This is a genomic window from Janthinobacterium lyxosi (assembly GCF_051380665.1).
Lineage (GTDB): Bacteria > Pseudomonadota > Gammaproteobacteria > Burkholderiales > Burkholderiaceae_D > Janthinobacterium.
In genome coordinates this window covers 136,733-159,630 of the sequence record NZ_JBNYXM010000004.1, presented here as the reverse complement: position 1 = coordinate 159,630, position 22,898 = coordinate 136,733, and the positions used below count along the sequence as shown (strand labels likewise).

Annotated in this window: 20 protein-coding genes; 15 read left to right on the top strand and 5 right to left on the bottom strand. The window is 64.6% G+C overall.

Annotation, left to right across the window (positions count from 1 at the left end):
• The first annotated feature begins 75 nt into the window (after window positions 1-75).
• From tssM to ACQ4WP_RS05450, 3 genes are read left to right on the top strand one after another with little or no spacing between them, the layout of a single operon-like run.
• Window positions 76-3,903: a type VI secretion system membrane subunit TssM gene (gene tssM / locus ACQ4WP_RS05460; protein WP_436519033.1), complete on the top strand. Its 3,828-nt coding sequence runs from the start codon at window positions 76-78 to the stop codon at window positions 3,901-3,903.
• Entirely contained in the window at window positions 3,900-4,880 is a 981-nt protein-coding gene (gene tagF / locus ACQ4WP_RS05455; RefSeq protein WP_436519032.1) for a type VI secretion system-associated protein TagF, read from the top strand. The genes tssM and tagF overlap by 4 nt, the downstream gene beginning before the upstream one ends.
• A 9-nt stretch (window positions 4,881-4,889) precedes the next feature.
• A complete protein-coding gene (locus ACQ4WP_RS05450; RefSeq protein ID WP_436519031.1) occupies window positions 4,890-5,678 on the top strand; it encodes an OmpA family protein in 789 nt (262 codons plus the stop codon).
• A 14-nt stretch (window positions 5,679-5,692) separates the two neighbouring features.
• Here ACQ4WP_RS05450 and icmH read toward each other — a convergent pair whose 3' ends face one another.
• From icmH to tssJ, 3 genes are read right to left on the bottom strand one after another with little or no spacing between them, the layout of a single operon-like run.
• Window positions 5,693-6,478: a type IVB secretion system protein IcmH/DotU gene (icmH, locus tag ACQ4WP_RS05445; protein ID WP_436519030.1), complete on the bottom strand. Its 786-nt coding sequence runs from the start codon at window positions 6,476-6,478 to the stop codon at window positions 5,693-5,695.
• Window positions 6,475-7,296 carry a type VI secretion system baseplate subunit TssK gene (tssK, locus tag ACQ4WP_RS05440; protein ID WP_436519029.1) on the bottom strand — a complete coding sequence of 274 codons (822 nt, stop codon included), beginning with the start codon at window positions 7,294-7,296 and terminating at the stop codon, window positions 6,475-6,477. Before tssK ends, icmH begins: the two co-directional genes overlap by 4 nt.
• A 37-nt stretch (window positions 7,297-7,333) precedes the next feature.
• Window positions 7,334-7,933: a type VI secretion system lipoprotein TssJ gene (tssJ, locus tag ACQ4WP_RS05435; protein WP_436519028.1), complete on the bottom strand. Its 600-nt coding sequence runs from the start codon at window positions 7,931-7,933 to the stop codon at window positions 7,334-7,336.
• A 274-nt stretch (window positions 7,934-8,207) separates the two neighbouring features.
• Between tssJ and ACQ4WP_RS05430 the strand changes: the two genes are divergently transcribed.
• The 12 genes from ACQ4WP_RS05430 (at window position 8,208) to ACQ4WP_RS05375 (ending at window position 21,101) form a co-directional block, all read left to right on the top strand.
• A complete protein-coding gene (locus ACQ4WP_RS05430; RefSeq protein ID WP_436519027.1) occupies window positions 8,208-8,804 on the top strand; it encodes a tetratricopeptide repeat protein in 597 nt (198 codons plus the stop codon).
• Window positions 8,805-8,841: 37 nt separating this feature from the next.
• Window positions 8,842-9,351, top strand: a complete 510-nt coding sequence (gene tssB / locus ACQ4WP_RS05425; RefSeq protein ID WP_436519026.1) for a type VI secretion system contractile sheath small subunit — start codon at window positions 8,842-8,844, stop codon at window positions 9,349-9,351.
• Between the two features lies 1 nt (window position 9,352).
• Window positions 9,353-10,843 (top strand): type VI secretion system contractile sheath large subunit, encoded by a 1,491-nt coding sequence (gene tssC, locus ACQ4WP_RS05420; protein ID WP_436519025.1) that lies wholly within the window; start codon window positions 9,353-9,355, stop codon window positions 10,841-10,843.
• A gap of 35 nt (window positions 10,844-10,878) precedes the next feature.
• On the top strand, window positions 10,879-11,370 hold the full coding sequence (locus ACQ4WP_RS05415; RefSeq protein WP_034750126.1) for an Hcp family type VI secretion system effector: 492 nt from the start codon (window positions 10,879-10,881) through the stop codon (window positions 11,368-11,370).
• Between the two features lie 66 nt (window positions 11,371-11,436).
• Window positions 11,437-11,913: a type VI secretion system baseplate subunit TssE gene (gene tssE, locus ACQ4WP_RS05410; RefSeq protein WP_436519024.1), complete on the top strand. Its 477-nt coding sequence runs from the start codon at window positions 11,437-11,439 to the stop codon at window positions 11,911-11,913.
• A complete protein-coding gene (gene tssH / locus ACQ4WP_RS05405) occupies window positions 11,910-14,564 on the top strand; it encodes a type VI secretion system ATPase TssH (protein WP_436519023.1) in 2,655 nt (884 codons plus the stop codon). The genes tssE and tssH overlap by 4 nt, the downstream gene beginning before the upstream one ends.
• 34 nt (window positions 14,565-14,598) lie before the next feature.
• On the top strand, window positions 14,599-15,630 hold the full coding sequence (gene tssA, locus ACQ4WP_RS05400; protein ID WP_436519022.1) for a type VI secretion system protein TssA: 1,032 nt from the start codon (window positions 14,599-14,601) through the stop codon (window positions 15,628-15,630).
• Between the two features lie 42 nt (window positions 15,631-15,672).
• A complete protein-coding gene (locus ACQ4WP_RS05395) occupies window positions 15,673-16,464 on the top strand; it encodes a substrate-binding periplasmic protein (protein WP_436519021.1) in 792 nt (263 codons plus the stop codon).
• 34 nt (window positions 16,465-16,498) lie between these two features.
• Window positions 16,499-17,011, top strand: a complete 513-nt coding sequence (locus tag ACQ4WP_RS05390) for a lipocalin family protein (protein ID WP_436519020.1) — start codon at window positions 16,499-16,501, stop codon at window positions 17,009-17,011.
• A gap of 264 nt (window positions 17,012-17,275) precedes the next feature.
• Window positions 17,276-19,030 carry a methyl-accepting chemotaxis protein gene (locus tag ACQ4WP_RS05385; protein ID WP_436519019.1) on the top strand — a complete coding sequence of 585 codons (1,755 nt, stop codon included), beginning with the start codon at window positions 17,276-17,278 and terminating at the stop codon, window positions 19,028-19,030.
• A gap of 119 nt (window positions 19,031-19,149) precedes the next feature.
• Complete coding sequence (locus tag ACQ4WP_RS05380; RefSeq protein WP_436519018.1) at window positions 19,150-19,830, top strand: tRNA-uridine aminocarboxypropyltransferase; 681 nt, start codon at window positions 19,150-19,152, stop codon at window positions 19,828-19,830.
• Between the two features lie 80 nt (window positions 19,831-19,910).
• The gene (locus tag ACQ4WP_RS05375) at window positions 19,911-21,101 is read left to right on the top strand and encodes a PA0069 family radical SAM protein (protein ID WP_436519017.1); all 1,191 of its coding nucleotides are present in this window, start codon (window positions 19,911-19,913) and stop codon (window positions 21,099-21,101) included.
• Window positions 21,102-21,243: 142 nt separating this feature from the next.
• On the opposite strand, the gene ACQ4WP_RS05370 is transcribed toward ACQ4WP_RS05375, so the two are convergent.
• The gene (locus tag ACQ4WP_RS05370; protein WP_436519138.1) at window positions 21,244-21,846 is read right to left on the bottom strand and encodes a gamma-glutamylcyclotransferase; all 603 of its coding nucleotides are present in this window, start codon (window positions 21,844-21,846) and stop codon (window positions 21,244-21,246) included.
• Window positions 21,847-21,907: 61 nt separating this feature from the next.
• On the bottom strand, window positions 21,908-22,873 hold the full coding sequence (locus ACQ4WP_RS05365; protein WP_436519016.1) for a LysR family transcriptional regulator: 966 nt from the start codon (window positions 22,871-22,873) through the stop codon (window positions 21,908-21,910).
• Window positions 22,874-22,898 lie beyond the last annotated feature (25 nt).

The following is a 22,898-nucleotide window of genomic DNA, read 5'->3' as shown; positions in this document are numbered from 1 at the left end:
GCTGTCAGCATGGACCGCATCCGCCTTGCTACGCGGCGGCGTCCATCTGCTTTGCGACCTCACCCTGGGCTCATCATGCTGCGACGAATCTGGCATTTCCTCACCGACAGCCGCAATCTGACCATCCTCGGCTTCGTGGCGCTGGCCGTCTTCCTGTGCCTGGGCGCCGAGGTGCTGGAAGTGGCGCTGATCTGGGCGCTGGCCTTGCTGCTGCTGGCCTTTCTCACCTGGCTGGGCCTGTGGCTGTGGCGTCGGCGCCGCGCGCGGCACGCTGCACAGGCGCTGGGCCAGGCCATCCTCAACGAGGCTGAAATCGCCGCCGCGCAAGCGGCCTCGGCATCGACGGCCCACAGTACCCAGCAGGGCGAACTCGACGCCGTGCGCACGGGCATGTTGGCCGCCATCGAGACCATCAAGACGTCCAAGCTGGGCCTCAAATCGGGCGCCGCCGCCCTGTACGAATTGCCGTGGTACATGATCATCGGCAATCCGGCTGCAGGCAAGAGCAGCGCCATCCTGCATTCGGGCCTGCAATTCCCCTTCGCCGACGGCAAGATCGTGCAAGGCGTGGGCGGCACGCGCAACTGCGACTGGTTTTTCACCACGGACGGCATCGTGCTCGACACGGCGGGACGCTATTCCATCGTCGACGAGCACCGCGGCGAGTGGTTCGGCTTTCTCGACCTGCTGAAAAAATACCGGCGCAAGGCGCCCATCAACGGCATCCTCATCGCCGTCAGCATCGCCGAATTGAAAGGCGACCCCGATGTGGGCATGCAACTGGCGCGCAGCCTGCGCAAGCGCGTGCAGGACGTCATCGAACGCCTGGAAGTATTTGCGCCCCTGTACATCGTGTTTACCAAGGCCGACCTGATCGCCGGCTTCACGGAATTTTTCGCCGATGCCGAACGCAGCGAGCGCGAGCGCGTATGGGGCGCCACCATGCCGTACCAGCGCAAGCTGCCCACGGCCGACCTGCTGGCGTTTTTCGACCAGAGTTTCGATGAATTGCACGATGGCTTGACGGAGCTGAGCCTGGCCAACATGGCGCACCGGCAACGCAAGACGATGGCGCCGGGCGTATTTACCTTCCCGCTGGAATTTGCCGCCATCAAGCCGGCCCTGCGCGCCTTCATCGCCACCCTGTTCGAGGAAAACCCGTTTCAGTTCCAGCCCGTGTTCCGCGGCTTTTATTTGACCAGCGCGCTGCAGGAGGGCGAGCCCGTGAGTGCCTCCTCGCAGCAGGTGGCGCGCCGCTTCGACCTGGCCTACGCGCCGGCCCCGGCCGCAGCGCCATCCGGTGCGCACCAGCAAGGCTATTTCCTGCTGGAACTGTTCCGCAAGGTGATTTTTGCCGACAAGCACCTGGTGGCCAACTATGCCAACCGCACCAAGCTGCGCTTCAAGTACGCCGTGTTCTTTGCCGCGACGGTGTCGCTGGGCGCCTGCCTGGGCGGCTGGAGCTGGTCTTACCTTGGCAACCGGCAACTGGTGGCCAATGTGGAGGCCGATTTAAATAAAGTGGTGAAACTGCAGGAGCGGCGGCTGGACTTGCAGTCGCGCCTGGAAGCGCTGGAGATCTTGCAGGACCGCATCGAGCAGCTGGAAGCGTACCGCACGCAACGGCCCTGGTCCTTGCGCCTGGGCCTGTACCAGGGTGAGTTACTTGAACGCAAGCTGCGCGAGGAATATTTTGCCGGCGCGCGCCAGGTCATGCTGGCCCCCGTGGCGGGCGCGCTGGAAGCCTTGCTGTTCGAGATGAACGCCAGCGCCGACCAGCTGCAGCCCACGGCGCGCACGCCGCAGACGCCAGGCGCTGCATCACCTGTCGTGCCGCGCAGCGTGCAGTACCAAGCTGCCAGCGCGACGAATGTGGAGGATGCCTACAACGCGCTGAAAACCTATCTGATGCTGGCCGATAAGACGCATGCCGAGAGCAGCCATCTGAACGACCAGCTGACGCGCTTCTGGCGCGGCTGGCTGGAAGGCAACCGGGGTGCCATGCCGCGCGAGCAGATGATACGCAGCGCCGAACGGCTGCTGACGTTTTACCTGGCGCAGATCGGCGACCCTTCCTGGCCGCGCATCGAGCAGAAGCTGGCGCTGGTCGACCAGGCGCGCGAAAACTTGCGCCGCGTGGTGCGCGGCATGCCGGCGCGCGAGCGCGTGTATGCCGACATTCGCGCGCGCGCCTCGACGCGTTTTCCCGGCATGACGGTGGCGCGCATCGTCGGCGAACAGGATCAAACGCTGCTGGCGGGCAGTTACGCCGTCTCCGGCGCCTTTACGCGCCAGGCCTGGGAAAAGTTCGTTGAAGGCGCGTTTCGCGATGCCGCCAACCGCGAGCTGCAAAGCGCCGACTGGGTGCTGAAAAGCGCCTCCACCGACGACCTGACACTGGAAGGCAGTCCGGAGCAGATCGAGAAAAACCTGGTGGCCATGTACAAGGCCGACTATGCGCGCGAGTGGCAAAAATTCGTGCAGGGCGTCGCTGTCGCCGACCTGAAAGGCTTTGACGGCGCCGTGCAGGCGATGAATCGCCTGGGCGACCCGCAAGCGTCGCCGATCGCCAAACTGCTGACCACCATCTACGCAGAAACCTCGTGGGATAACCCGACGCTGCAGAATGTGCAATTGCGCAAGGCCGAGCGGGGCATCATTGCCTGGTTCAAGGAAACCGTGCTGCGCCGCGCACCATCGCAGCTGACGGCCAATCCGGGCATCAATGCGCAGATCGATCCGGCCCGCCTGGACAAACCCATGGGTCCCGTGGGGCGCGAATTTGCCGGCGTGGGCAAGCTGGTGGCGGCCAGGGACAACAATGCCTCGCTGATGCGCGCGTATCTGGAGGCGCTGTCGAAACTGCGCAGCCGCCTGAACCAGTTGAAGAACCAGGGCGACGCGGGGCCGGGCGCGCGCCAGTTCATGCAGCAGACGCTTGAGGGCAGCGGTTCCGAGCTGGCCGACAGCCTGAAACTGGTCGACGAACAGATGCTCACGGGGATGAGCGACGCGCAAAAGCAGGCGATTCGTCCCATCCTCGTGCGGCCATTGATGCAGACCTTTGCCGTCATCGTCGCGCCGGCCGAACTGGAGATCAACAAGACCTGGGCGGCGCAGGTGTACGAACCGTTCCAGAAATCGCTGGCCAACAAATATCCGTTTGCCCCAAACGCGCGCATCGAGGCGAGCAACCTGGAGATCGGCCAGTTCTTCGGCCCGGAAGGCCTGGTGGCGAAATTCGTCACCACCTCCATGGGCCCCCTGGTGGTGCGGCGCGGCGACATGCTGGCGCCGCGCACCTGGGCCGACATGGGCATCAGCCTGTCGCCGCAGGCGGTGGCGCGCTTTCCCGGCTGGATCGCGCCGCTGGGCGCGGGCGGCGTGGCGGCCACCTCGACGGCGGCGCAAACCGTGTTCCAGATCCAGCCGTCGCCCGCGCCGGGCACCCTGGAATACACGGTGGAGATCGACGGCCAGCAGCTGCGCTACCGCAACACGCCGGCGCAGTGGACGAATATGCTCCATCCCGGCCCGCAAGGCGCGTCCGGTGGCCAGGGCGCGCGTATCACCGCCGTCACCTTCGACGGGCGCACGGTGGAACTGTTCAACGAGCCGGGGCAATTCGGCTTGAAGCGCATGATCGATGCGGCCACCAAGAAGCGCAAGGATGGCGGCGTGTTCGAACTGCGCTGGGCGCGCGGCGAGGTGGCCGTGGCGGTCGACCTGAAAATCACCAGCAGCGCCGAAACGACAGGCGCGGGCGGGACGGCGGCGCTGCAGGAACAGGGCTTTCGCGGCATGCAGCTGCCCGAGACCATCGTCGGTACGCCGGGCATTCCCGCCGCTCCCGCGTCCGCGCCTGCCATCGCCGCCGCGGCGGTGCCCGGGGTGGCGCCATGATGCGCGCGCCGCAACAGGTGCGCCTGGGGTACTTCGGCAAGATCCCTGCGCGCGGCGATTTCATCAAGGCTTGCGACAATCACGCGCTGGTGCAGCTGCTCGACGACTGGCTGGCGCAGGTCATGAATGCCCTGACGGTGGAACCGCGCTGGAAGCTCAATTACGACGCCTTGCCGCCGCTGCGCTTTGCCTTTGTCGGCACGCGCAGCCGGCGCGCCATCGCCGGGCGCCTGGAAGCGAGCAATGACCAGTCGCAGCGGCGCTTTCCCTTCATGGCCATGGGCGCGCTGGAAGTCGATGATGCCGACATCTTTGTCGCCTGCAGCCCGCTGGCGCTGGCGCCGCTGTGGCAGCGCGTGGAGCAGCTGTCGCAGGGCATCGTGGGCAGCGCCGAACCGGGTCCGGCGCTGCTGGCGCTGGCCGGCAACGTGGTCGAAGTCGAACCGGCCGCACCGTGCCATGCGGCGCGCCTGGCCGCTTTTTTGCAGGCGCAGACGCTGCATGGCTTGCAGGCGATGCTGGCCTCGCCCGCGTTCCCCGTGACGGTGCGCGAACTGCTGCTGGGACTGGGCCTGCTGCTGCAGCCGGTGCGCCAGAGCGGCTTGCCGCGCCTGGAGAAAAGCCTGGTGCTGCCGCTGCCGCAGGAAGCGCAGCTGCGCGACCTGGTGGCCAGCTTCTGGCTGCACCTGGTCGCGCCTTTCCTGCGCCAGGCCGATTTTGAACTGGCGCTGTTCTTTTCTCACCTCGACGAGGCGCCCGTGCTGGTGATCGGTTTTTGCGGCGCCGACCCGCACGGCTTGCGTGCGCTGATCGATCCGCAGGCCGGCAGCGAACGACTGATCGTCTTCGACCAGCTCGACTGGGTTGACGAGCACCTGGGACACGATGCGGCGCTGCGCCAGTTGTCCGCCTGCCTGCAGCAGGAGCAATTGTCGCTGCGCTCGGCCTGCGCCATGTTTGCCGATACCTTTGCCTGAAGGATTGCGATGAAGCCACCCGTTTTCTTCCTGTTGCTGCTTGCCGCTGCCGCTCCCTGCCGCGTCCTGGCGCAGGCGCAAGCTCCCCAGACGCCCATGCCGGGGCAAATCCTCATCACGGGCACCCTGGCCGACGAGGCGGGCAAGGCGGCCGTGCTGGCCCGATTGCGCGAACTGTATGGCGCCGAACGCGTGGTCGACCAGATCGCCATCGGCAACGTGGCCGTGCCGGCCAACTGGAACGCTTACGTGCAAAAGCTGATTGCACCGAACCTGAAGCTCATTTCACGGGGGCAGATCAGCATCGCCGGCAACAACGTCAGCGTGCGCGGCGAAGTGGCGAACGAGGCGCAGCGCCAGCAGATCGCCAGCGACATCGCCACCAGCCTCAATCCCACCTACACCGTCAACAACGGCTTGCGCGTCAAGGCGGCCGAGGCCGAGCAGGGCTTGCTCGATGCGGCGCTCGACAAGCGCATCATCGAATTCGACAGCGGCAAGGCTTCCATTACGCCGGCCGGCCTGGCCATCCTCGACGAGATGGCGGCCGTCATGCTCAAGCTGCGGGGACGCAAGGTGGAAGTGATCGGCCATACGGACGACACGGGCCTGCGCGCCAGCAATGTGGCCCTGAGCCATGCGCGCGCCGAAGCCGTGCGCGCCTACCTGGCCAGCAAGGGCATCGTGGCCGATTCGGTGCTGGTGTCCGGCCAGGGACCGGACCGTCCCGTGGCCAGCAACGCCACGGCCGATGGCCGGGCGAGAAACCGGCGCATCGAGTTCAGAATCGCGCAATGAACCACGCGCAGTGATCAGGGCAAGGTGATGGTCAGGTGTGCCAGGTGTGGCGCCAGCTTGACCAGGTCCGCATACGCGGCCAGGGTGGTTTGCGTGCCGCGCGTCAGATGCGTTTTCAAGCCCAGGTAGGCGCAGATGGCCAGCAGGGCGAAAAAGCTCGACAGCGCCCACAGCGGCACGTCGCTGCCGCGTTTGTTGACCACCTGGTCGGGGCGTTCCGCGCGCGGCGCGAAGCCGCGGCTCTTGCCCTTGATGTGGGCGATCTCGTCGCCCAGGCGCGCCGTCAGGTAGCTGAGTTTTTCGCCGCCGTCGATCGCATACTTGCCCTGGAATCCCAGTAACAGGCACATGTGGAAGACTTGCAGCGCCTGCACGCGCATGGCGCCCTTGCCGCGCAAGGCGTCGAGGCGGTCGAAAAAGTGTTCGCCGGCCAGCTGGTCGCCAAAGATCAGCAGCTGCAGCGGGCGCCTTTCCCACTGCTTGCGCAGGGCGAAAGGCGATGCCAGGATGATTTCATCGACCGCCGCGCAAAATGCATATTTGGCCGCTTCGATATCGTCGCCATCGGCGCGGATCTTTTTCGCTTCCCGTTCGAAGTCGTCGAGGAAGGCCGTGATGCGGTCCATGAAGCTTTGCTCGTCGCCGGGCGCCGAACCGTTCTTCAGCATGAACAGCATGTAAAAGCCTTCGTGCATCAAGTCCAGCAGGGCGCTGCCGGCATGCCGGCTGCTGCCTGCCGGGGCGGCACCGCGTGGTCCCAGCAGGGAGGGCGCCGCGCGCCGTTCGATGAGCTGGCTCATGCCGTCACCGCGATCAGTTCCAGCTGCAGGTCGCGTATGCCGGCCGGTACGTACACGGAAATCGATTGCGCCTTGAGCATCTGTTCGTACAGTACGCCGCGGTTTTCAATCGCAAAATAATAGGTGTCGGGCCGCACGGGGATGGCCGCCGGCACTTGCGGCGCGTGCGACAGCTTCAGGCCGCGCATGGCCGTCAGCACGCATTTTTCCACGTCGTCTGGCGCGCCCACCTTGACGCGCAGCGGCACCACGTCCACCAGTTCGATGGCGGGCATGGCGGCGCGAATCGCCAGGTACAAGGTGGTGTGCTGGTCGATCTTGCCCGAATCGAGCTTGCCCAGGTAGTACGACGGCTTGTCCTCGAGCAGGGCGATGGAAAAATGCTTCGACGAGATGACGGTGTCGAGCAGTTCGCGGATGATGGCTGTAGGCGTGCCTGCCTTTGACGCCTGCGCCGTGTAATTCATGCCATCGCGGTTGAGGATGGGCAGCGCCGCGTAATACGTCACTTCCTGCACCGCCGGCGGCAGCGCTTCCAGGTCCACCGGCGGGGGCAGGGTGTCGCTGCCGGGTGCGCCGTCGCCCAGCGCCTCGAACACTTCGCCGTCGCGGAAGATCGCCGACAGGGCTTGCAGGCGCAAAGTGCCCGTCTTCAGCGCCGCCAGGTCCCACTGCATATGCGCCACACCCCACAGGTAGGGGTGCAGCGCGCTGGCCGTGTGATGCAGGCGCGCTTCGTGATACTGATCCTGGCGCTGGAAATGCTGCGGCCGCAGGAACAGGCCTTCTCCCCACAAGACTTTCGCTGCCATGCCCATCTCGTTTCTCCTTGAATGTGTGGCGTGCCTGTGCGCGCTACTGGCAGCGCAGGGCGGACAGCGGCGCCATGCCGCTGTCCATGCTGGCCACGCTGAGTGCACACGCGTGCAGGCCGACGGTGATGCCGCCGCGTTCCGCGTCGGCGGCGGCAAAGGTGGCGCGCCAGCGCTGTGCCGCAGGCGCGCGGAACAGGGCTACCACGCCGATGAAATACGCTTCCTTGCTGACTTTTTCCTGTACTTCGTAGCGCTGGCCCGGCACCAGCAGCACTTCCTTCACTTCCATCAGGTCGGCGCCCAGCGCGGCCTTTTCGCGCCGCGTGTCGAGGAAGCTGTCATATGGGGCCTGCTCGAAGGCGGCGCTCTGGCGCAGCTTGTAGATGCGCGCCACCAGCGCCAGCGGCCGGCCTTCGGCATCGGTGTTGAGGCGCTGCGCTGCGTGCAGGCGGATGCTGACATTGCGCGGCGGTTTTTGCGCGTCGGGCAGTTCGGGCGGCGGCTTGGCCACGCCCGCCATTTGCAGCGCCGCGTTGGCCAGGGTGCCGATGGCGCCGCCCGCACAGCCGGCCTGCAGCAAGGCCAGCAGCAGTAGCGGCGTGGCGCGCGTCAGGCGGCGGAACAGGGCGTCAGATGGCATGGGTTTGCTTTGCAAAGGAGGGGGAAATAAAAGTGTTGCTGCCATTTAATCCCATGCACCGGCAACCTGCTTGCGTTGGCGCAAAGTCCGTCCGCGATCAAGACAATTACTGCGCCAGATCAGGATTTATGTCGCCGCACCCCGCTGTAGCGTGGAACTTCTTCTTTGCTGATTAATCTCAATCTGGCAAAAAAATTGGCGATCAATAATGGCCTCCACCAAGGCGCCGCCCATCTTTCCCAGCGGTAGCGTCCTCCACGTGAAGGAATGCCCGATGAAGCCAGCCACCATGTTGCCCCGTATTGCCTGCCTCGCCAGCGCCTTGCTGCTGGCCGCTTGCGCCACGCCAGAGCAGCCGGCGCCCAAAAAACCTGCCGCACCGACCCTGGCGCAAGTGATGAGCGACGCCGATGCAGCCGCGCGCGCCGGCCAGTACGAGCGCGCCATGACCCTGCTTCAGGGCGGCAGCAGCAGCTACCCGGCCGACAAGGCGCCGTGGCTGCAAATGGCGCAGGTAAAGTTCGACCGCGGCCAGTACGGCGACGCCATCGGCCATGCGCTCGAAGCGCTGGAGCGCGACCCGGACGACAAGGTCGCCAACAGCATCGTCGCCGTCAGCGGCTTGCGCCTGTCCGGCAAGGCGCTGGCCGACCTGTCGCGGCAAAACAATCTGAATGGCTCGCTGCGCTCGGAAGCGCAGGACCTGGCCAAGCTGCTGCGCGCAAGCATCGGCGAAGACGTGCTGGTGCCGCCGGCCAAGCGTCCGCCGGCGGCCGGCAGGCGCGCTGCCACATCCGGCTCCGGCTCGCCGGCGGCGAAAGGCGCGGCGCAGCAAGGCGGCGCGGCCGACCCGTTCAGCGGCCTGAAATAAGTCCGCGTTCCCACCACCCCTTTGCAAAGGAAGCGACATGCCCAAGTCAGACAGCGTGCAAAAACGCCTGCAAAAGATACGCGCGCCTCGCGTGCAAATGACCTACGACGTCGAGATTGGCGACGCGATTGAAAACAAGGAGTTGCCCTTCGTGGTCGGCGTGCTGGGCGACTTTGGCGGCAATCCGGACAGCGAAAAAAAACGCTTGAAGGACCGCAAGTTCGTCTCTCTCGACCGCGACAACTTCGACGAAGTACTGGCCGGCGTGGAGCCGGTGGCGCGTTTCGTCGTGCCGAACCGCATCAGCGAGGCGGGCGGCACGTTCGCCGTCGACCTGCACTTCCGCTCGATGGATGACTTCCGCCCGGAATCGGTGGTGCGCCAGGTCGCCCCCTTGCGCAAGCTGCTCGAGGCACGCACCAAGCTGGCGGACTTGCGCAACAAGCTGGCCGGCAACGACAAGCTGGAAGACTTGCTGACGGAAGTGCTGAACAATACGGACAGCCTGGCCACCCTGAAACCGCAGTTCCCAGCGCAGGAGGATTGAGATGAGCGCCCAGGCAGAAGCCCTTGCAGTAGCCGCATCCGATGCCCCGGCCGTGACCGACTTGCTGGACCAGATCGTCGAGCAAAGCCGCGTCGCCAAGTCCGGCGCCGAACATGCGCGCGCGCGCGACCTGATCTCGGAACTGGTGGCGCAGGTGCTCGACGGCACGGTGCTGATGTCTAGCAGCCTGTCGGCCACCTTGGACGCGCGCGTGGCGGAAATCGACCGCCTGATTTCCGCGCAGCTCAGCGAAATCATGCACGCGGCGTCATTCCAGCAGCTTGAGCAAAGCTGGACGGGGCTGCGCTACCTGGTCGGCAATTCCGACACGGGAACGCGCCTGCAAATCCGCATGTTCAACGCCACCAAGCGCGAACTGGTGAAGGATTTCCAGGCGGCGCTGGAGTTCGACCAGAGCAGCATGTTCAAGAAGGTCTACGAAGAGGAATTCGGCACCTTCGGCGGCGCGCCATTCGCCGCGCTGCTGGGCGACTTTGCCATTTCCCGCCAACCGGAAGATATGTATTTCGTCGAGCAGATGTCGCACATTGCCGCTGCCGCGCATGCACCGTTCATCGCTTCGGCCGCGCCGGAACTGTTTGGCCTGGAAAGCTACGGCGACCTGGGCAAGCCGCGCGACCTGGCCAAGGTGTTCGACACCATCGAGTACGCGAAATGGAAAGCCTTCCGCGAATCCGAGGATGCGCGCTATGTCGGCCTGACCTTGCCCCGCTTCCTGGGCCGGCTACCGTTCAATCCCGTCGATGGCACCACCGTCGAAGGTTTTAATTTTGTCGAGGAAGTCGATGGCAGCGACCATCACAAATACCTGTGGTGTAACGCCGCGTATGCGTTCGGCTGCAAGCTGACGCGCGCCTTTGCCGATTACGGCTGGTGCGCCGCCATTCGTGGCGTGGAGGGCGGCGGCCTGGTGGACGACCTGCCCACCCACACCTTCAAGACGGACGAGGGCGACGTGGCCCTGAAATGCCCGGCCGAAGTGGCGATCACCGACCGCCGCGAAAAGGAATTGTCGGACCTCGGTTTCATCTCGCTGGTGCACTGCAAGAACACGGCGTATGCCGCATTCTTCGGCGCGCAGTCGGCGCAGAAAAGCCGCAAGTACAACAGCGACGCGGCCAATGCGAACGCGGTGCTGTCGTCGCAGTTGCAGTACATTTTCGCCGTTTCGCGCATCGCCCACTACATGAAGGCCATGATGCGCGACAAGATCGGCAGCTTTGCCGCCGCCTCCAACGTGGAGGATTTTTTGAACCGCTGGCTGATGCAGTATGTGCTGCTCGACGATAACGCCAGCCAGGAACAGAAGGCGCAGTTTCCGTTGCGCGAGGCTTCCGTGCAGGTGCATGAAGTGCCGGGCCGGGCCGGCGTGTACCGCGCCGTGTCGTTCCTGCGGCCGCACTTCCAGCTCGATGAATTATCCGTTTCGCTCCGACTGGTCGCGGAGTTGCCGAAGTCGACCAATTCCTGATCCATACGATCATCTTTCAACCAGAGGAGCACACCATGGCAATCGATGTATATCTGCAGATAGACGGCATCAAGGGCGAGTCCACCGATGACAAGCACAAGGACTGGATCGAGTGCAAATCGGTCAGCTGGAGCGTCGAGCAGCCGAAGTCCGCCACCGCCTCGACGGGCGGCGGCCACACGGCTGAACGCTGCGAGCACAAGGACATCGTCATCTCCAAGCTGGCCGACCTGGCCTCGCCGGTGCTGCTGCAGACCTGCTCGGCCGGCAAGACCATTCCCAAGGCGCGCTTCGAATTCATGCGTGCCGACGGCCAGGGTGAGCGCGTCAAGTATTTTGAAATTGAGATCGAGAATGTGCTGATCGGTGCCGTCACGCCGAACGTGGAAGAAGGCGACATCCTGGGCGAGCATGTCGGCTTCAAGTTTTCGAAAGTGAAGTGGAAGTACACGCAGCAAAAAGTGACTGGCGGCGCCGGCGGCAATACCTCGGGCGGTTGGGACCTGGCCGCGAACCGCGTGGCTTGATGCATGGTGCGCGGCGCGCGGCGGCCACCTGCGCCCGCGCGCCGCGCCGAATTTTCAGGAGAGCGCATGGACAGTTATGTACCTGGCCTGTTCGACCGCCTGATGGGCGACGGCGGTGCGGCAGCGGGCGGCGTGGCGCTGCGCCTGTCGCTCGATCAGTTGAAGGATGCGGTGGCGCGCGACCTGGAAGAGCTGCTCAACACGCGCGTGGCCCTGCCGCCCGGCGCGCTGGATGCGTATCCGGAATGCGCGGCGTCCATCGTCAACTATGGCTTGATCGATTTCGCCGGCATGTGCCTCTCCAGCAGCGATGACCGCGCCCGCATCTGCGCCGCGCTGAAGGCCGCCATCGAACGCCATGAACCGCGCCTGCGCAATGTGCGCGCCCGCCTGGAGCGCGAAGCAGGCAGCATCAACCGCGTGGGCTTCGTCATCAGCGGCACCCTGGCCGTGATGTCCGGCGGCGAGACGGTCAATTTCGACGCCGTGCTGCAGCCGTCGTCGCTGCGCTATTCGATCAATCGCAAGGGAGCCGCCGCATGAGCAATAATCTGAAAACCCTGATCGCCAAGCTGAATGACACGGCGCGCACGGCCGCCACCCGCGCCGCCGGCATCTGCGTGGGACTGGGGCAGTATGAAGTCGATATCGAACACCTGTTCCTGGCCCTGCTGGAGCAGGAGCGCAGCGATTTCGTCACCATCGCGCGGCGCAGTGAAATCAGCCTGACGGCGCTGGAGGCGGACCTGCGCCGCGAGATCGGCAGCTTCAGGACGGGCAGTGCGCGCACGCCCGTGTTTTCGCCCCACTTGCCGCTGCTGTTCGAACATGCCTGGCTGATCGCCTCGCTGGGCACGGTGGCGGATGCCACCCGGCCGGCCGCCATCCGCAGCCGCCATCTGTTGCTGGCGCTGCTGACGGAGCCGGAACTGTCGCAGCTCGCGTACCGCGGCTCGAAGCTGTTCGCCCGTTTCAGCGTCGAGCAATTAAAGCATCATCCGGACAAACTGACGGCCGGCTCCGGCGAGGAGGAAACTGCGGCCGTGCCGCAGCTTTCCGAAATCCCTTGCGATCCGGTGACTGCCCTGGCCAGCAAGACCCCGGCGCTGGACCAGTTCACCACCGACCTGACGCAGCTGGCGCGCGACGGCAAGCTCGATCCCGTGATCGGGCGCGAGGTGGAGATACGCCAGGCCGTCGACATCCTGCTGCGCCGGCGCCAGAACAATCCCATCCTCACGGGCGAGGCGGGCGTGGGCAAGACTGCCGTGGTGGAAGGTCTGGCCTTGCGCATCGCTGCCGGCGACGTGCCCGATGTGCTGCAGGGCGCGCACATCCACGCGCTCGACATGGGCTTGCTGCAGGCCGGCGCCAGCGTGAAGGGAGAATTCGAAAGCCGTTTGAAGAATGTCATCGACGAGGTGACGAAAAGCCCGCACCCCATCATTCTCTTCATCGACGAGGCGCATACCATGATCGGTGCCGGTGGCCAGGCGGGGCAGAATGACGCGGCCAATTTGCTGAAACCGGCGCTGGCGCGCGGTGCCCTGCGCACGATCGCGGCCACCACCTGGAGCGAGTACAAAAAATACTTTGAAAAGGATGCGGCGCTGGCGCGGCGCTTCCAGGTAGTGAAGGTGGAAGAACCCGGCGAAGACATTGCCTGCGCCATGCTGCGCGCCATGGCGCCGCTGATGGAGCGCCATTTCGGCATCCGCGTGCGCGACGCCGCCATCGTCGAGGCGGTGCGCCTGTCGCACCGCTACATCAGCGGGCGCCAGTTGCCCGACAAGGCCATCAGCGTGCTCGATACGGCCTGCGCCAAGGTGGCGCTGGGCCAGCGCGCCACGCCGGCGCAGCTGGAAAACGCGAACCGGCGGCAGGAACGCATCGGCGCGGAAATCGCCGCCCTGATCCGCGAGGCCGGCGATGGCGAAGCGCCCGATAAAGCCGGCGCCACGCGCCTGGCGCAGCTGCGGCGCGAACATGAGGAAGGACAGGCGGTGATTGCGGCGCTGGCGCAGCGCTGGGAGCGTGAAAAGGCGCTGGTGGCGCAGATCGGCGACTTGCGTGGGCAGCTGCGCGGCGAGCGGCCGGGCGAAGTCGGCGCAGCACGCCTGCTGGCGCTGAAGGAAGAACTGGCGGCGCTGCAGGGAGAAGCGCCGCTGTCGCCGCTGGAAGTCGATGCGCAGGTGGTGGCCGGCATCGTCGCCGGCTGGACCGGCATCCCGCTGGGAAAAATGCTCAAGGACGAGATTCGCACGGTGCTGACACTGGATGGGGCGCTGCGCGAACGCGTGCTGGGACAGGAGCACGTCATCGAAGCAGTGGCGCAGCGCGTGCGCACGGCGCGCGCCAGCCTGGACGATCCGAACAAGCCGCAAGCCGTGTTCCTGTTCACGGGGCCGTCCGGCACGGGCAAGACGGAAACGGCACTGGCGCTGGCCGACCTGTTGTATGGCGGCGAACGCAAGCTCATTACCATCAACATGAGCGAATACCAGGAAGCGCACAGCGTGGCCGGCCTGAAAGGCTCGCCGCCCGGCTATGTCGGCTATGGCGAAGGCGGCGTGCTGACGGAAGCCGTGCGGCGCCAGCCCTACAGCGTGGTGCTGCTCGATGAGGCGGAAAAGGCCCATCCCGACGTGCTGGAACTGTTCTTCCAGGTCTTCGACAAGGGCGTGCTCGATGACGCGGAAGGGCGCGAAGTCGATTTTCGCAACACCATCATCATCGCCACCTCGAACCTGGGTTCCGGCGCCATGATGGCCGCCTGCTTGAACCGGGCAGCGCAGGACTTGCCCACGCCGGCCGCGCTGGAAGAGCTGGTGCGCCCGCAACTGGTGGCGCATTTCAAGCCGGCCTTGCTGGGACGCCTTAAGGTGCTGCCCTTCTATCCCTTGAACGACGCGGTGCTGGCCCAGATCATCGTCCTGAAACTGGCGCGCATCGGGCAGCGCATCGCGCGCAACCACCAGGCGCAGTTCGGCCATGACGCGGGCCTGGTCGACGCCGTGCTGGCGCGCTGCACCGAGGTCGATTCGGGTGCGCGCAATGTCGACCAGATCCTCAACGGCAGCTTGCTGCCGGCGATCGCCGAAGCGGTGCTGGCGCGCATGGCAGAAGGCGAACCGATCGCCTCGATACGCGTCAGCGCCAGCAAGCAGGGGCAGTTCAAGTACATCATCAAATAACGCCATCAAGTAACGTCACCCCGCGGAGAGCGCCATGTTCAATCTGGAGCAGTTGCTGCACCCCGTCAGCGCCGTCAGCCCATGCGGCGAAGACATCACTTTCAGTCAGGAGCTCGACGCCATCGCGCGCGCGCGCCAGCACGATGATCCCAGCCTGGACCAGGGCGAGTGGGTAACGGCGCTGAAGGAGGCCGACTGGCCTTTCGTGGCGACGCGCTGCGAACAGCTGATCGCTGCGCGCAGCAAGGATTTGCGCGTGGCAGTGTGGCTGGCCGAGGCGCACGCGAAAACGCGCCACTTGCGTGGCCTGGGCGATGGCTACGCGCTGCTGGCCGGCCTGTGCGAACGTTACTGGGATGGCTTGTACCCGCCGGCGGAAGAGGGCGACCAGGAACAGCGCATCGGTAATGTCTTCTGGCTGCTGTCGCGCACGCCGCAGCTGCTGCGCGAGATCCCGCTGACCGATGGCGCCGATGGCCTGTTTTCACTGCAGGATGTCGATGCGGCGCGCCAGCGCGCGGCGGCCAGCCTGGCGCAGGGCGCAGCGGAACAGGGCTGGGGCGATGCGCGCCACGAAGAAGGGGCGACCCTGGCGCAGATGGAGGCGGCGCGGCAAAGGAATACGCGCGCCTTTTCCGACGCATTGCTGGCCGATGCACAATACTGCATGCAGTCGCTGCTGGCGTTCGAACGCAGCGTCGATGCGCGTTTCGGCACCGATGGCCCGAGTTTTCGCGCTGCGCGCGAAGCGCTGGAAAACGTCATTCATTTCATCGCGCCGCTGCCAACTGGCGTGGACTTTGCCGGTGCGCCACCCGCTGCTGGCCAGGGCGTTAGCAACGACGGAGGCGCCATCGTGCAGCGCCAGCAGGCGCTGGCCCAGTTGCGCCAGGTGGCCGATTTTTTCCGCCGCACGGAGCCGCACAGCCCCGTTGCCTACCTGGCCGACAAGGCCGCCAGCTGGGGCGAACTGCCGCTGCACCTGTGGCTGCGCGCCGTCGTGAAGGACTCCGGCACCTTGGCGCAGCTCGACGAGATGCTGGGAACGAGCAGCGCGAACGGGTGATCGCTGTTGGCGCTTCCATGCTAATCTTTGGGCATGCTCAGAATGCTCATGTTGCCCGCCGCGCTATGCATGTTCATCGCTGCCAGCGCGCAGGCCGTGGCTGCGGCGCCGCTGGTGATCTATGGCGACGACGATTATCCGCCGTACTCCTACGTCGAGAATGGCCAGCTGAAAGGCATCTACACGGAGATCGTGCGTGTAGCCGTGCAATCGATGCCGCAGTATGCGGTGCAGCTGCGCCCCGTGCCCTGGAAGCGGGGGCTGCTGATGCTGCAGACGGGCGAGGCGTTTGCCCTGTATCCGCCATATTCGTGGCGCAGCGAACGGCTGTATGTGCGCTATTCCGTGCCGCTGCTGATGGAGCAGCTGGTGGTGCTGTGCAACCAGGACGTGCTGGCCAGGCGTGCGCTGCGGCAGTGGCCCGCCGATTACGGCGGTTTGCACATCGGCGTGAACGCGGGTTTCCTGCTTGGCGATGCGGCGCTGACGGCGTCCTTGCGCGCCGAAAAAATCGTGCTCGACCCGGCCAAGGGCACGCGCACGAATCTGCTCAAGCTGATGCGCGGGCGCATCGATTGCTATGTCAGCGACCGCCTGTCGGCGCGGTGGGAGTTGCAGCGCATCCGGCGTGTAGGGCCGGCGGGCACGCCGATGCAGGCGATACACGAAACCGCGCAGCTGGCCAGCCAGCAGGGTCACCTGGGCTTTACGGCACGCCGGCCGGCCACCTACCCTTATCGCGATGACTTTATCGAGCAATTCAATGCCGCCATCGTGCGCATGCAGCATAGTGGCGCGATCCGCCGCATCGTCGACCGTGCATTGCTACCCTGACGTTGCTACCCTGATTTCAGTTATGGAGAAGACCATGAAAAAACTGTTGTTCCTGAGTGTGCTCGTGCTGGCCGGCTGCGTGGGCCGGCCCGAGAATATTCATCCCGTCAATAACTTCGACACGACCCGCTATCTGGGCAAATGGTATGAGATTGCGCGCCTCGATCATTCCTTCGAACGGGGCCTGAGCCATGTGACGGCCGACTACAGCCTGCGCCAGGATGGCGGCCTGAAAGTGCTCAATCGCGGCTACAAGGACGCGGACGCGAAGTGGAAGGAAGCCGAAGGCAAGGCGTATTTCGTGGACAAGAAAGACGTGGGCTACCTGAAAGTGTCGTTTTTCGGTCCCTTCTATGGTTCTTACATCGTGTTTGATTTGGACCCGCAAGATTACAGCTACTCCATGATCAGCGGCCCCGACAAGTCATACCTGTGGTTGCTGTCGCGCACGCCCACCATGGACCCTGCCTTGCAGCAGCGCCTGGTCGAGAAAGCCCGGGGGCTGGGTTTCGATACGTCAAAATTGATCTATGTGAAGCAAAACTGACCTTGCTTGCCTGCCGCCCGTTCGTGGCGGCATAGCGCCTTCCAATTGTTGCTTTTCTGCATGTTATTTCTTGCAATACCATCCTGATTCACTCACAATCTGCTCCAAAGTGGTGCGCTGCGGCGTGCTACCATTCTGGTGATGCAGGTAGCGCCGCGTCACCGCTCGTGATTGCCGCACGGCAGATGCCTGCTATATTGGTACGTAGCAGCAGGTCGGTTTTGTGGCGTCTGTGCATTGTTTTTTTCAGATAGGAATCACGCAATGAAAAACCTCAAAATCGGCGTGCGTCTCGGTGGCGCTTTTGCCGCCGTCCTGCTCCTGTTGACGAGCCTGACGGTGGTGGGCATCGTGCAGATGCAAAGCGCCAGCAAGGAAACCGATACACTGGTCAACGTCAAGGTGCGCAATGAGCGCCTGATCGCCGAGTGGACCAAGGTCATCGAGGTAAACGCGGCGCGCACGGCGGCCGCCTGGAAAGTCAGCGATTCCGAACACCAGAAGCAGTTTGAAAAGGAAATGGCGGTCTCGTCCGCCCGCGCCACGGAAATCCAGAACGATATCGGCAAGAGCGAGCTGAACGCTGAAGAGCAGGCGCTGTACCAGGAGGTGCTGAGCACGCGCAAGGCCTACACGGAAGTGCGCAAGAATGTGTTCAAGGCCAAGAATGCGGGCGACCTGGAACTGGGCAAGCGCCTGTACGAAGGCGACATGGCCGCCAAGCGCGACATCTACCTGGCGGCGCTGAAGAAGCTGGAAGTGCTGGAAGCCAGATTGCTCGATGAAGCGGCTGCGCAAATCCGTTCGCGCTACGAAAACGGCCGTTTGCTGCTGATCTCGCTGGGTGCGGTCGCCATTTTGCTGGGCATCGCCTGCGCATACTGGATCACGCGTTCGATCACGCGTCCCATTACGCGCGCCGTCGAAGTGGCGGAAGCTGTTTCCGCTGGCGACCTGACCAGCGATATCGTGGTGGAAAGCCGCGATGAAACGGGGCAGCTGATGCATGCGCTGAAAAACATGAACGATAAACTGGTCAGTATCGTTGGCCAGGTGCGTGCTGGCACCGAGTCGATCAGCACGGCATCGAGCGAAATTGCCGCCGGCAACCTGGACTTGTCGTCGCGTACGGAAGAACAGGCCAGCTCGCTGGAAGAGACCGCTTCTTCGATGGAAGAGCTGACCTCGACCGTGAAACTCAATGCCGACAACGCGCGCAGCGCCAATCAGTTGGCCATCGACGCCTCGCACATCGCCAGCAAGGGTGGCGTGGTGGTGTCGGAAGTGGTCAGCACCATGGGCTCGATCAACGATTCCTCGCGCAAGATTGTCGACATCATCAGCGTCATCGACGCCATCGCCTTCCAGACGAATATCCTGGCCCTGAACGCGGCCGTGGAAGCGGCCAGGGCCGGCGAGCAGGGCCGCGGTTTTGCCGTAGTGGCATCCGAGGTGCGCAACCTGGCGCAGCGCTCCAGCGCGGCGGCCAAGGAAATCAAGGGCTTGATCGACGATTCCGTGCAAAAGGTCGAGGCCGGTTCGCAACTGGTGGACAAGGCGGGCCGCACCATGGACGAGATCGTGCAAAGCATCAGCCACGTGACGCAGATCATGAACCAGATCACTGATGCCAGCGATGAGCAGCGCGCCGGCATCGAGCAAGTCAACCAGGCCATCGGCCAGATGGACCAGGTGACGCAGCAAAATGCGGCCCTGGTGGAAGAGGCCGCCGCGGCAGCCGAATCCATGCAGGAACAGGCAGCCAGGCTGGCCGACGTGGTGGGCGTATTCAAGCTCGATGTCACGCAGCAATATGTCTCGGCCAGCGTGTCCGCCCGACCCGCCGCAGGCCAGCCTGCCGCACGGCGCACCGTGAGCGCTGCTGTACGCACCTCCGCGTCTACTGTCGTCGCCCACGCCGCCAGCGGCCCCGTCAAGGCAGCGAAACCGGATACGGCACACAGCAGCAAGCCGCGCACACCGGTCGCTTCCGGCGCCGATGAGTGGGAAGAGTTTTAAGCAGCCATTTTAGACATTTTTAAGCAGTTGTTTTAAGCGGCCCCTCGCTCGGCCATTCCCGCTGGCATGGTGCGGGCGCTACAATCGCGGCTTGAAGAATACCGCGCACGCGCTCCGCCATGACCACCAGCCGCACCTCCAGCACCTCCAGCCAGACCTCTGCATTGCCCTCCCACGCCGAATCGGCCAAACGCGAGCGCTGCCCGGTCTGCCTGCGCGCCGCCACCAGCTGCATCTGCCGCTGGATCGCCCCCGTTTCCCACGCGGTGGAGGTATTGATCCTGCAACATCCGCTGGAAGTCCACAACGCCAAGGGCAGTGCCCGCTTGTTGCACCTGAGCCTGCCCAACAGCCGCATGCTGACGGGCGAGCAGTTTGCCCCGGACACGCTCGCCGCACTGCTGGCCGACAAGCACACTGTGTTGCTGTACCCGGAGACGCCAGGCGACCGTTCGCTGGGCATCGCGCCGCCGCCTGCGCTCGACCCCGCCACCTTGATTGATCCGGCACGCTTGCGCCTGGTGGTGCTGGACGCCACCTGGCGCAAGAGCCGCAAGATGCTATATCTAAATCCCCGCTTGCAACAGTTGCCGCGCCTGCCCCTGCGCGATACGCCTGCTTCCCATTACCTGATCCGCAAGGCGCACGCGCCGGACCAGTTATCGACTCTGGAAGCGACGTGTTATGCCTTGATGCAGTTGGAGCAGGACGCGCCCCGTTTCGTTCCCTTGATCGCGGCATTTGACGGCTTTGTCGCGCAGCTGTTGAGTTATGTCATGCCGCATGCTGAAAAAGCGTGAAACGGCATCACGCGAACCCTTGATCTTGCCCGCATAGCGGCATAGTATACTGTACGTATATACAGTTAATGGGGCCGTTCATGAAAGCAATCATTCCAGAGCATGATGACAGCTTTGCGGGGCAAGCCATGTTGCCGCCGCAATCGCTGAAAGCCCGTAAGGGTCGCGGTGCCGTGTCGAACTTGCAAGGGCGCTACGAGGCGCATGCGCGCGCCGGTTTCGATGATGGCTGGAGCGTGGGCGGCCTGGATGAGGCCCCCGGGGAGGAGGCGGCTCCGGGCTGGAAGACGCAGGTCAGCGACGAGCAGGCGCGCACCATTCTCACGCGCAATGCCTCGCCCGATTTGCCCTTCAATGTGTCCCTGAATCCGTACCGGGGCTGTGAACATGGCTGCATCTACTGCTTTGCCCGCCCCACGCACAGCTATCTGGGCCTGTCCCCGGGGCTGGATTTCGAAAGCCGCATCTACGCCAAGGTGAACGCGCCCGAATTGTTGCGGCGCGAATTGGCCAAGCCGTCGTATGTGCCCGAACCGATCGCCCTGGGCGTCAATACCGATGCGTATCAACCGTGCGAACGCGAACGGCAACTGACGCGGCGCGTGCTGGAAGTGTTGCACGAGTGCGAACATCCCGTGGCGCTGATCACGAAATCGTCGCTGATCGAGCGCGATATCGACATTTTGGCGCCCATGGCGGCCAAGCACCTGGCGGCCGTGGCCGTCACTGTCACCACCCTCGATCCCGCCATCGCGCGCACGCTGGAGCCGCGCGCGGCCGCCCCGGCGCGGCGGCTGCGCACCATCCGCACCCTGACGGAGGCGGGCATTCCCGTGGGCGTGAGCATCGCGCCCATCATTCCGTTTGTCACGGAACCGGAAATCGAGCAGCTGCTCGAAGCCGTGCGCGACGCGGGCGCCATCCACGCCCATTACGTCGTGCTGCGCCTGCCGTGGGAGGTGAGTCCATTGTTCCAGCAATGGCTGGAAGCGCACTTCCCGGAACGGGCCCAGCGCGTGATGAACCGGGTGCGCGAAATGCGTGGCGGCAAGGATTACGACAGCGCGTTCGGCACGCGCATGCGCGGCGAAGGCGTGTGGGCCGACCTCATTCGCCAGCGTTTCGAGAAAGCCGTGCACCGGCTGGGGCTGCACGGCAAGGGCGGCCGCTTCAAGCAGCTCGATTGCACGCAGTTCCGCCGGCCGTTGGTGGTGCCGCCGTTGGGGGCCAGGGAGAAAGGAGGCAATGCGGGGCAGCTGGATTTGTTTTAAGTTAAACCATCGTCAGCGCTGATGCTGCAGGGTGGTGCTCACTCGCTGGAATGCGGGCGACGGTAGCCTGCGGCTGGGGTAGTGCAGCCGGTCGCGGGGAAGGGCGCGCCGTCGTCCGGGAGTCCTGAGACAGCGTCTTGTCTCAGGTGCCAGAGGGCGTTGCGGCGTCGTCCTGGGTAGGTGTCTGGAGCTGCGCCAGATGCTGTTCGATGGCAAAGACGTGCGGGTCGCTCTTGCCCAGCTCACGCAGGGCGCTGGCCAGGTGCAGCAGGTACTCGCTGTTCGGACCGCTAGGGCCGTTTGATCGGGCGATCTGGCGCGCGATGTCCAGCTCCGGGGCGGCGCCCAGGAAGGCGGCGTTTTCCTCGTTGGCGATGTACACCAGGCCTTCGACCTTGCCGCCATCGTCGAAGGTGATCTCGGTGGACAGGCGTAAATAGCCATTCTTTTCGCGGTGGTCGAGGTGGGCGAAGACTTCGGGGGTGATCAAATAAGCCATGCCGTCGCACACGGCGCCCGCCTGTGGCACGATGGTGGCGACCCTGCCCGGCGCCATCGGCGTGCCCCGATGATCGTGCGAACCCTGCCAGAAGCGCCGTGTCCAGCCGGCGATGCTGGCGAGGCGCCGTTCAAGATAGGGAAAATCGGCCTTGTAGATCAGCGAGCCATAGCCGAACAGCCAGACCTGGTCGTGGCCGTCGAATTTGTTCATGCGCTGGTTGATGGCGATGGTCGCGGCGTCGATGGGCGACAGGTCGTTCTGGTCAGGCTGGGTCATGGCGTAAGCGGCAAGGGGCGATGCGCCATTATAAAGCGCTGCCAGCCGGGCCGCCGGCCGGCAGGGCGTCGCGTGCGCCGTTGTTTCCGCCGACGTTCCACTCATGCGTCTCGACAAACTGGAACAGGAAGGCCATGAAGCTTTCGGCCGCCGGCGACAGCGAACGGCCCGTCTTCGTGTAGACGAAAAAGCGCCGCGTCAGTTCCGGCTCGTGCAGGGCGCGCATCTGCAGCTGGTACAGCTTGACCATCGGTTCGGCGTACGGCAGGCAGACCGTGATGCCCAGGTTGGCGCTGACCATGGCCAGTGCCGTCGTCATGAAGGTCACTTCATTGTAGGGATTGAGCGACAGCTCGCGAAACGCGCCGTGCATGTCGCGCAGCAGGCGTTCCGTAAATTGCCCCTGCAACGAAATGAACGGGTAGTCGCCCACGTCGGCCCAGGTGACTCTTTCCTTTTGCTGCAGCGGGTGCTGCTCGGGGAAGACCAGCACGAAGGGCATCTCGAACAGCACTTGCGCGGCGATTTCCGCCGTCGGGTCGCGCTCGGGGCCGATGCCGAAATCGACTTCGCCGCTGAATACGCGCGCCGACACGTTTTCCACGGGGCAGTCGACCAGGCGCAGTTGCACGTCCGGGTGTGCCTGGCGGTAGGCGGCGATCACTTCCGGCAGCAGGGTGCACGCCATCATCTGCGGCGCGGCGATGCGCACCATGCCCGTTTTCAGGGCCTTGCGCTGGGCGATGCCGGCCATGGCGCCATCGAGGTCCTCGATCATCTTTTCAAACAGCGGATACAGTTCGCGGCCGATTTCCGACAGCTGCGTCTTGCGCGTGCTGCGCTCGACCACGCGCACGCCCAGCACGCTTTCCAGCTCCTTGATCAAGCCGCTCAAGGCGGACTGCGTCACGTGCAGGTATTCGGCGGCCAGGGTGAAACTGCCGGTCTTGGCCAACGCCACGAAGGCGCGCATCTGTCGCAGGCTGGGACTCATAAGGTAATCCGATAAATCAATGGTT

Coding starts and splice junctions, on each gene's coding strand:
- tssB (WP_436519026.1), top strand. CDS start 8,842: ATGCCCAAGTCAGACAGCGTGCAAAAACGCCTGCAAAAGATACGCGCG.
- tssH (WP_436519023.1), top strand. CDS start 11,910: ATGAGCAATAATCTGAAAACCCTGATCGCCAAGCTGAATGACACGGCG.
- tssJ (WP_436519028.1), bottom strand. CDS start 7,933: ATGCCATCTGACGCCCTGTTCCGCCGCCTGACGCGCGCCACGCCGCTA.
- ACQ4WP_RS05375 (WP_436519017.1), top strand. CDS start 19,911: ATGAAAGCAATCATTCCAGAGCATGATGACAGCTTTGCGGGGCAAGCC.
- ACQ4WP_RS05430 (WP_436519027.1), top strand. CDS start 8,208: ATGAAGCCAGCCACCATGTTGCCCCGTATTGCCTGCCTCGCCAGCGCC.
- tssK (WP_436519029.1), bottom strand. CDS start 7,296: ATGGGCATGGCAGCGAAAGTCTTGTGGGGAGAAGGCCTGTTCCTGCGG.
- tssE (WP_436519024.1), top strand. CDS start 11,437: ATGGACAGTTATGTACCTGGCCTGTTCGACCGCCTGATGGGCGACGGC.
- tssA (WP_436519022.1), top strand. CDS start 14,599: ATGTTCAATCTGGAGCAGTTGCTGCACCCCGTCAGCGCCGTCAGCCCA.
- ACQ4WP_RS05385 (WP_436519019.1), top strand. CDS start 17,276: ATGAAAAACCTCAAAATCGGCGTGCGTCTCGGTGGCGCTTTTGCCGCC.
- ACQ4WP_RS05390 (WP_436519020.1), top strand. CDS start 16,499: ATGAAAAAACTGTTGTTCCTGAGTGTGCTCGTGCTGGCCGGCTGCGTG.
- icmH (WP_436519030.1), bottom strand. CDS start 6,478: ATGAGCCAGCTCATCGAACGGCGCGCGGCGCCCTCCCTGCTGGGACCA.
- ACQ4WP_RS05365 (WP_436519016.1), bottom strand. CDS start 22,873: ATGAGTCCCAGCCTGCGACAGATGCGCGCCTTCGTGGCGTTGGCCAAG.
- tssC (WP_436519025.1), top strand. CDS start 9,353: ATGAGCGCCCAGGCAGAAGCCCTTGCAGTAGCCGCATCCGATGCCCCG.
- ACQ4WP_RS05380 (WP_436519018.1), top strand. CDS start 19,150: ATGACCACCAGCCGCACCTCCAGCACCTCCAGCCAGACCTCTGCATTG.
- tagF (WP_436519032.1), top strand. CDS start 3,900: ATGATGCGCGCGCCGCAACAGGTGCGCCTGGGGTACTTCGGCAAGATC.
- ACQ4WP_RS05415 (WP_034750126.1), top strand. CDS start 10,879: ATGGCAATCGATGTATATCTGCAGATAGACGGCATCAAGGGCGAGTCC.
- ACQ4WP_RS05395 (WP_436519021.1), top strand. CDS start 15,673: ATGCTCATGTTGCCCGCCGCGCTATGCATGTTCATCGCTGCCAGCGCG.
- tssM (WP_436519033.1), top strand. CDS start 76: ATGCTGCGACGAATCTGGCATTTCCTCACCGACAGCCGCAATCTGACC.
- ACQ4WP_RS05450 (WP_436519031.1), top strand. CDS start 4,890: ATGAAGCCACCCGTTTTCTTCCTGTTGCTGCTTGCCGCTGCCGCTCCC.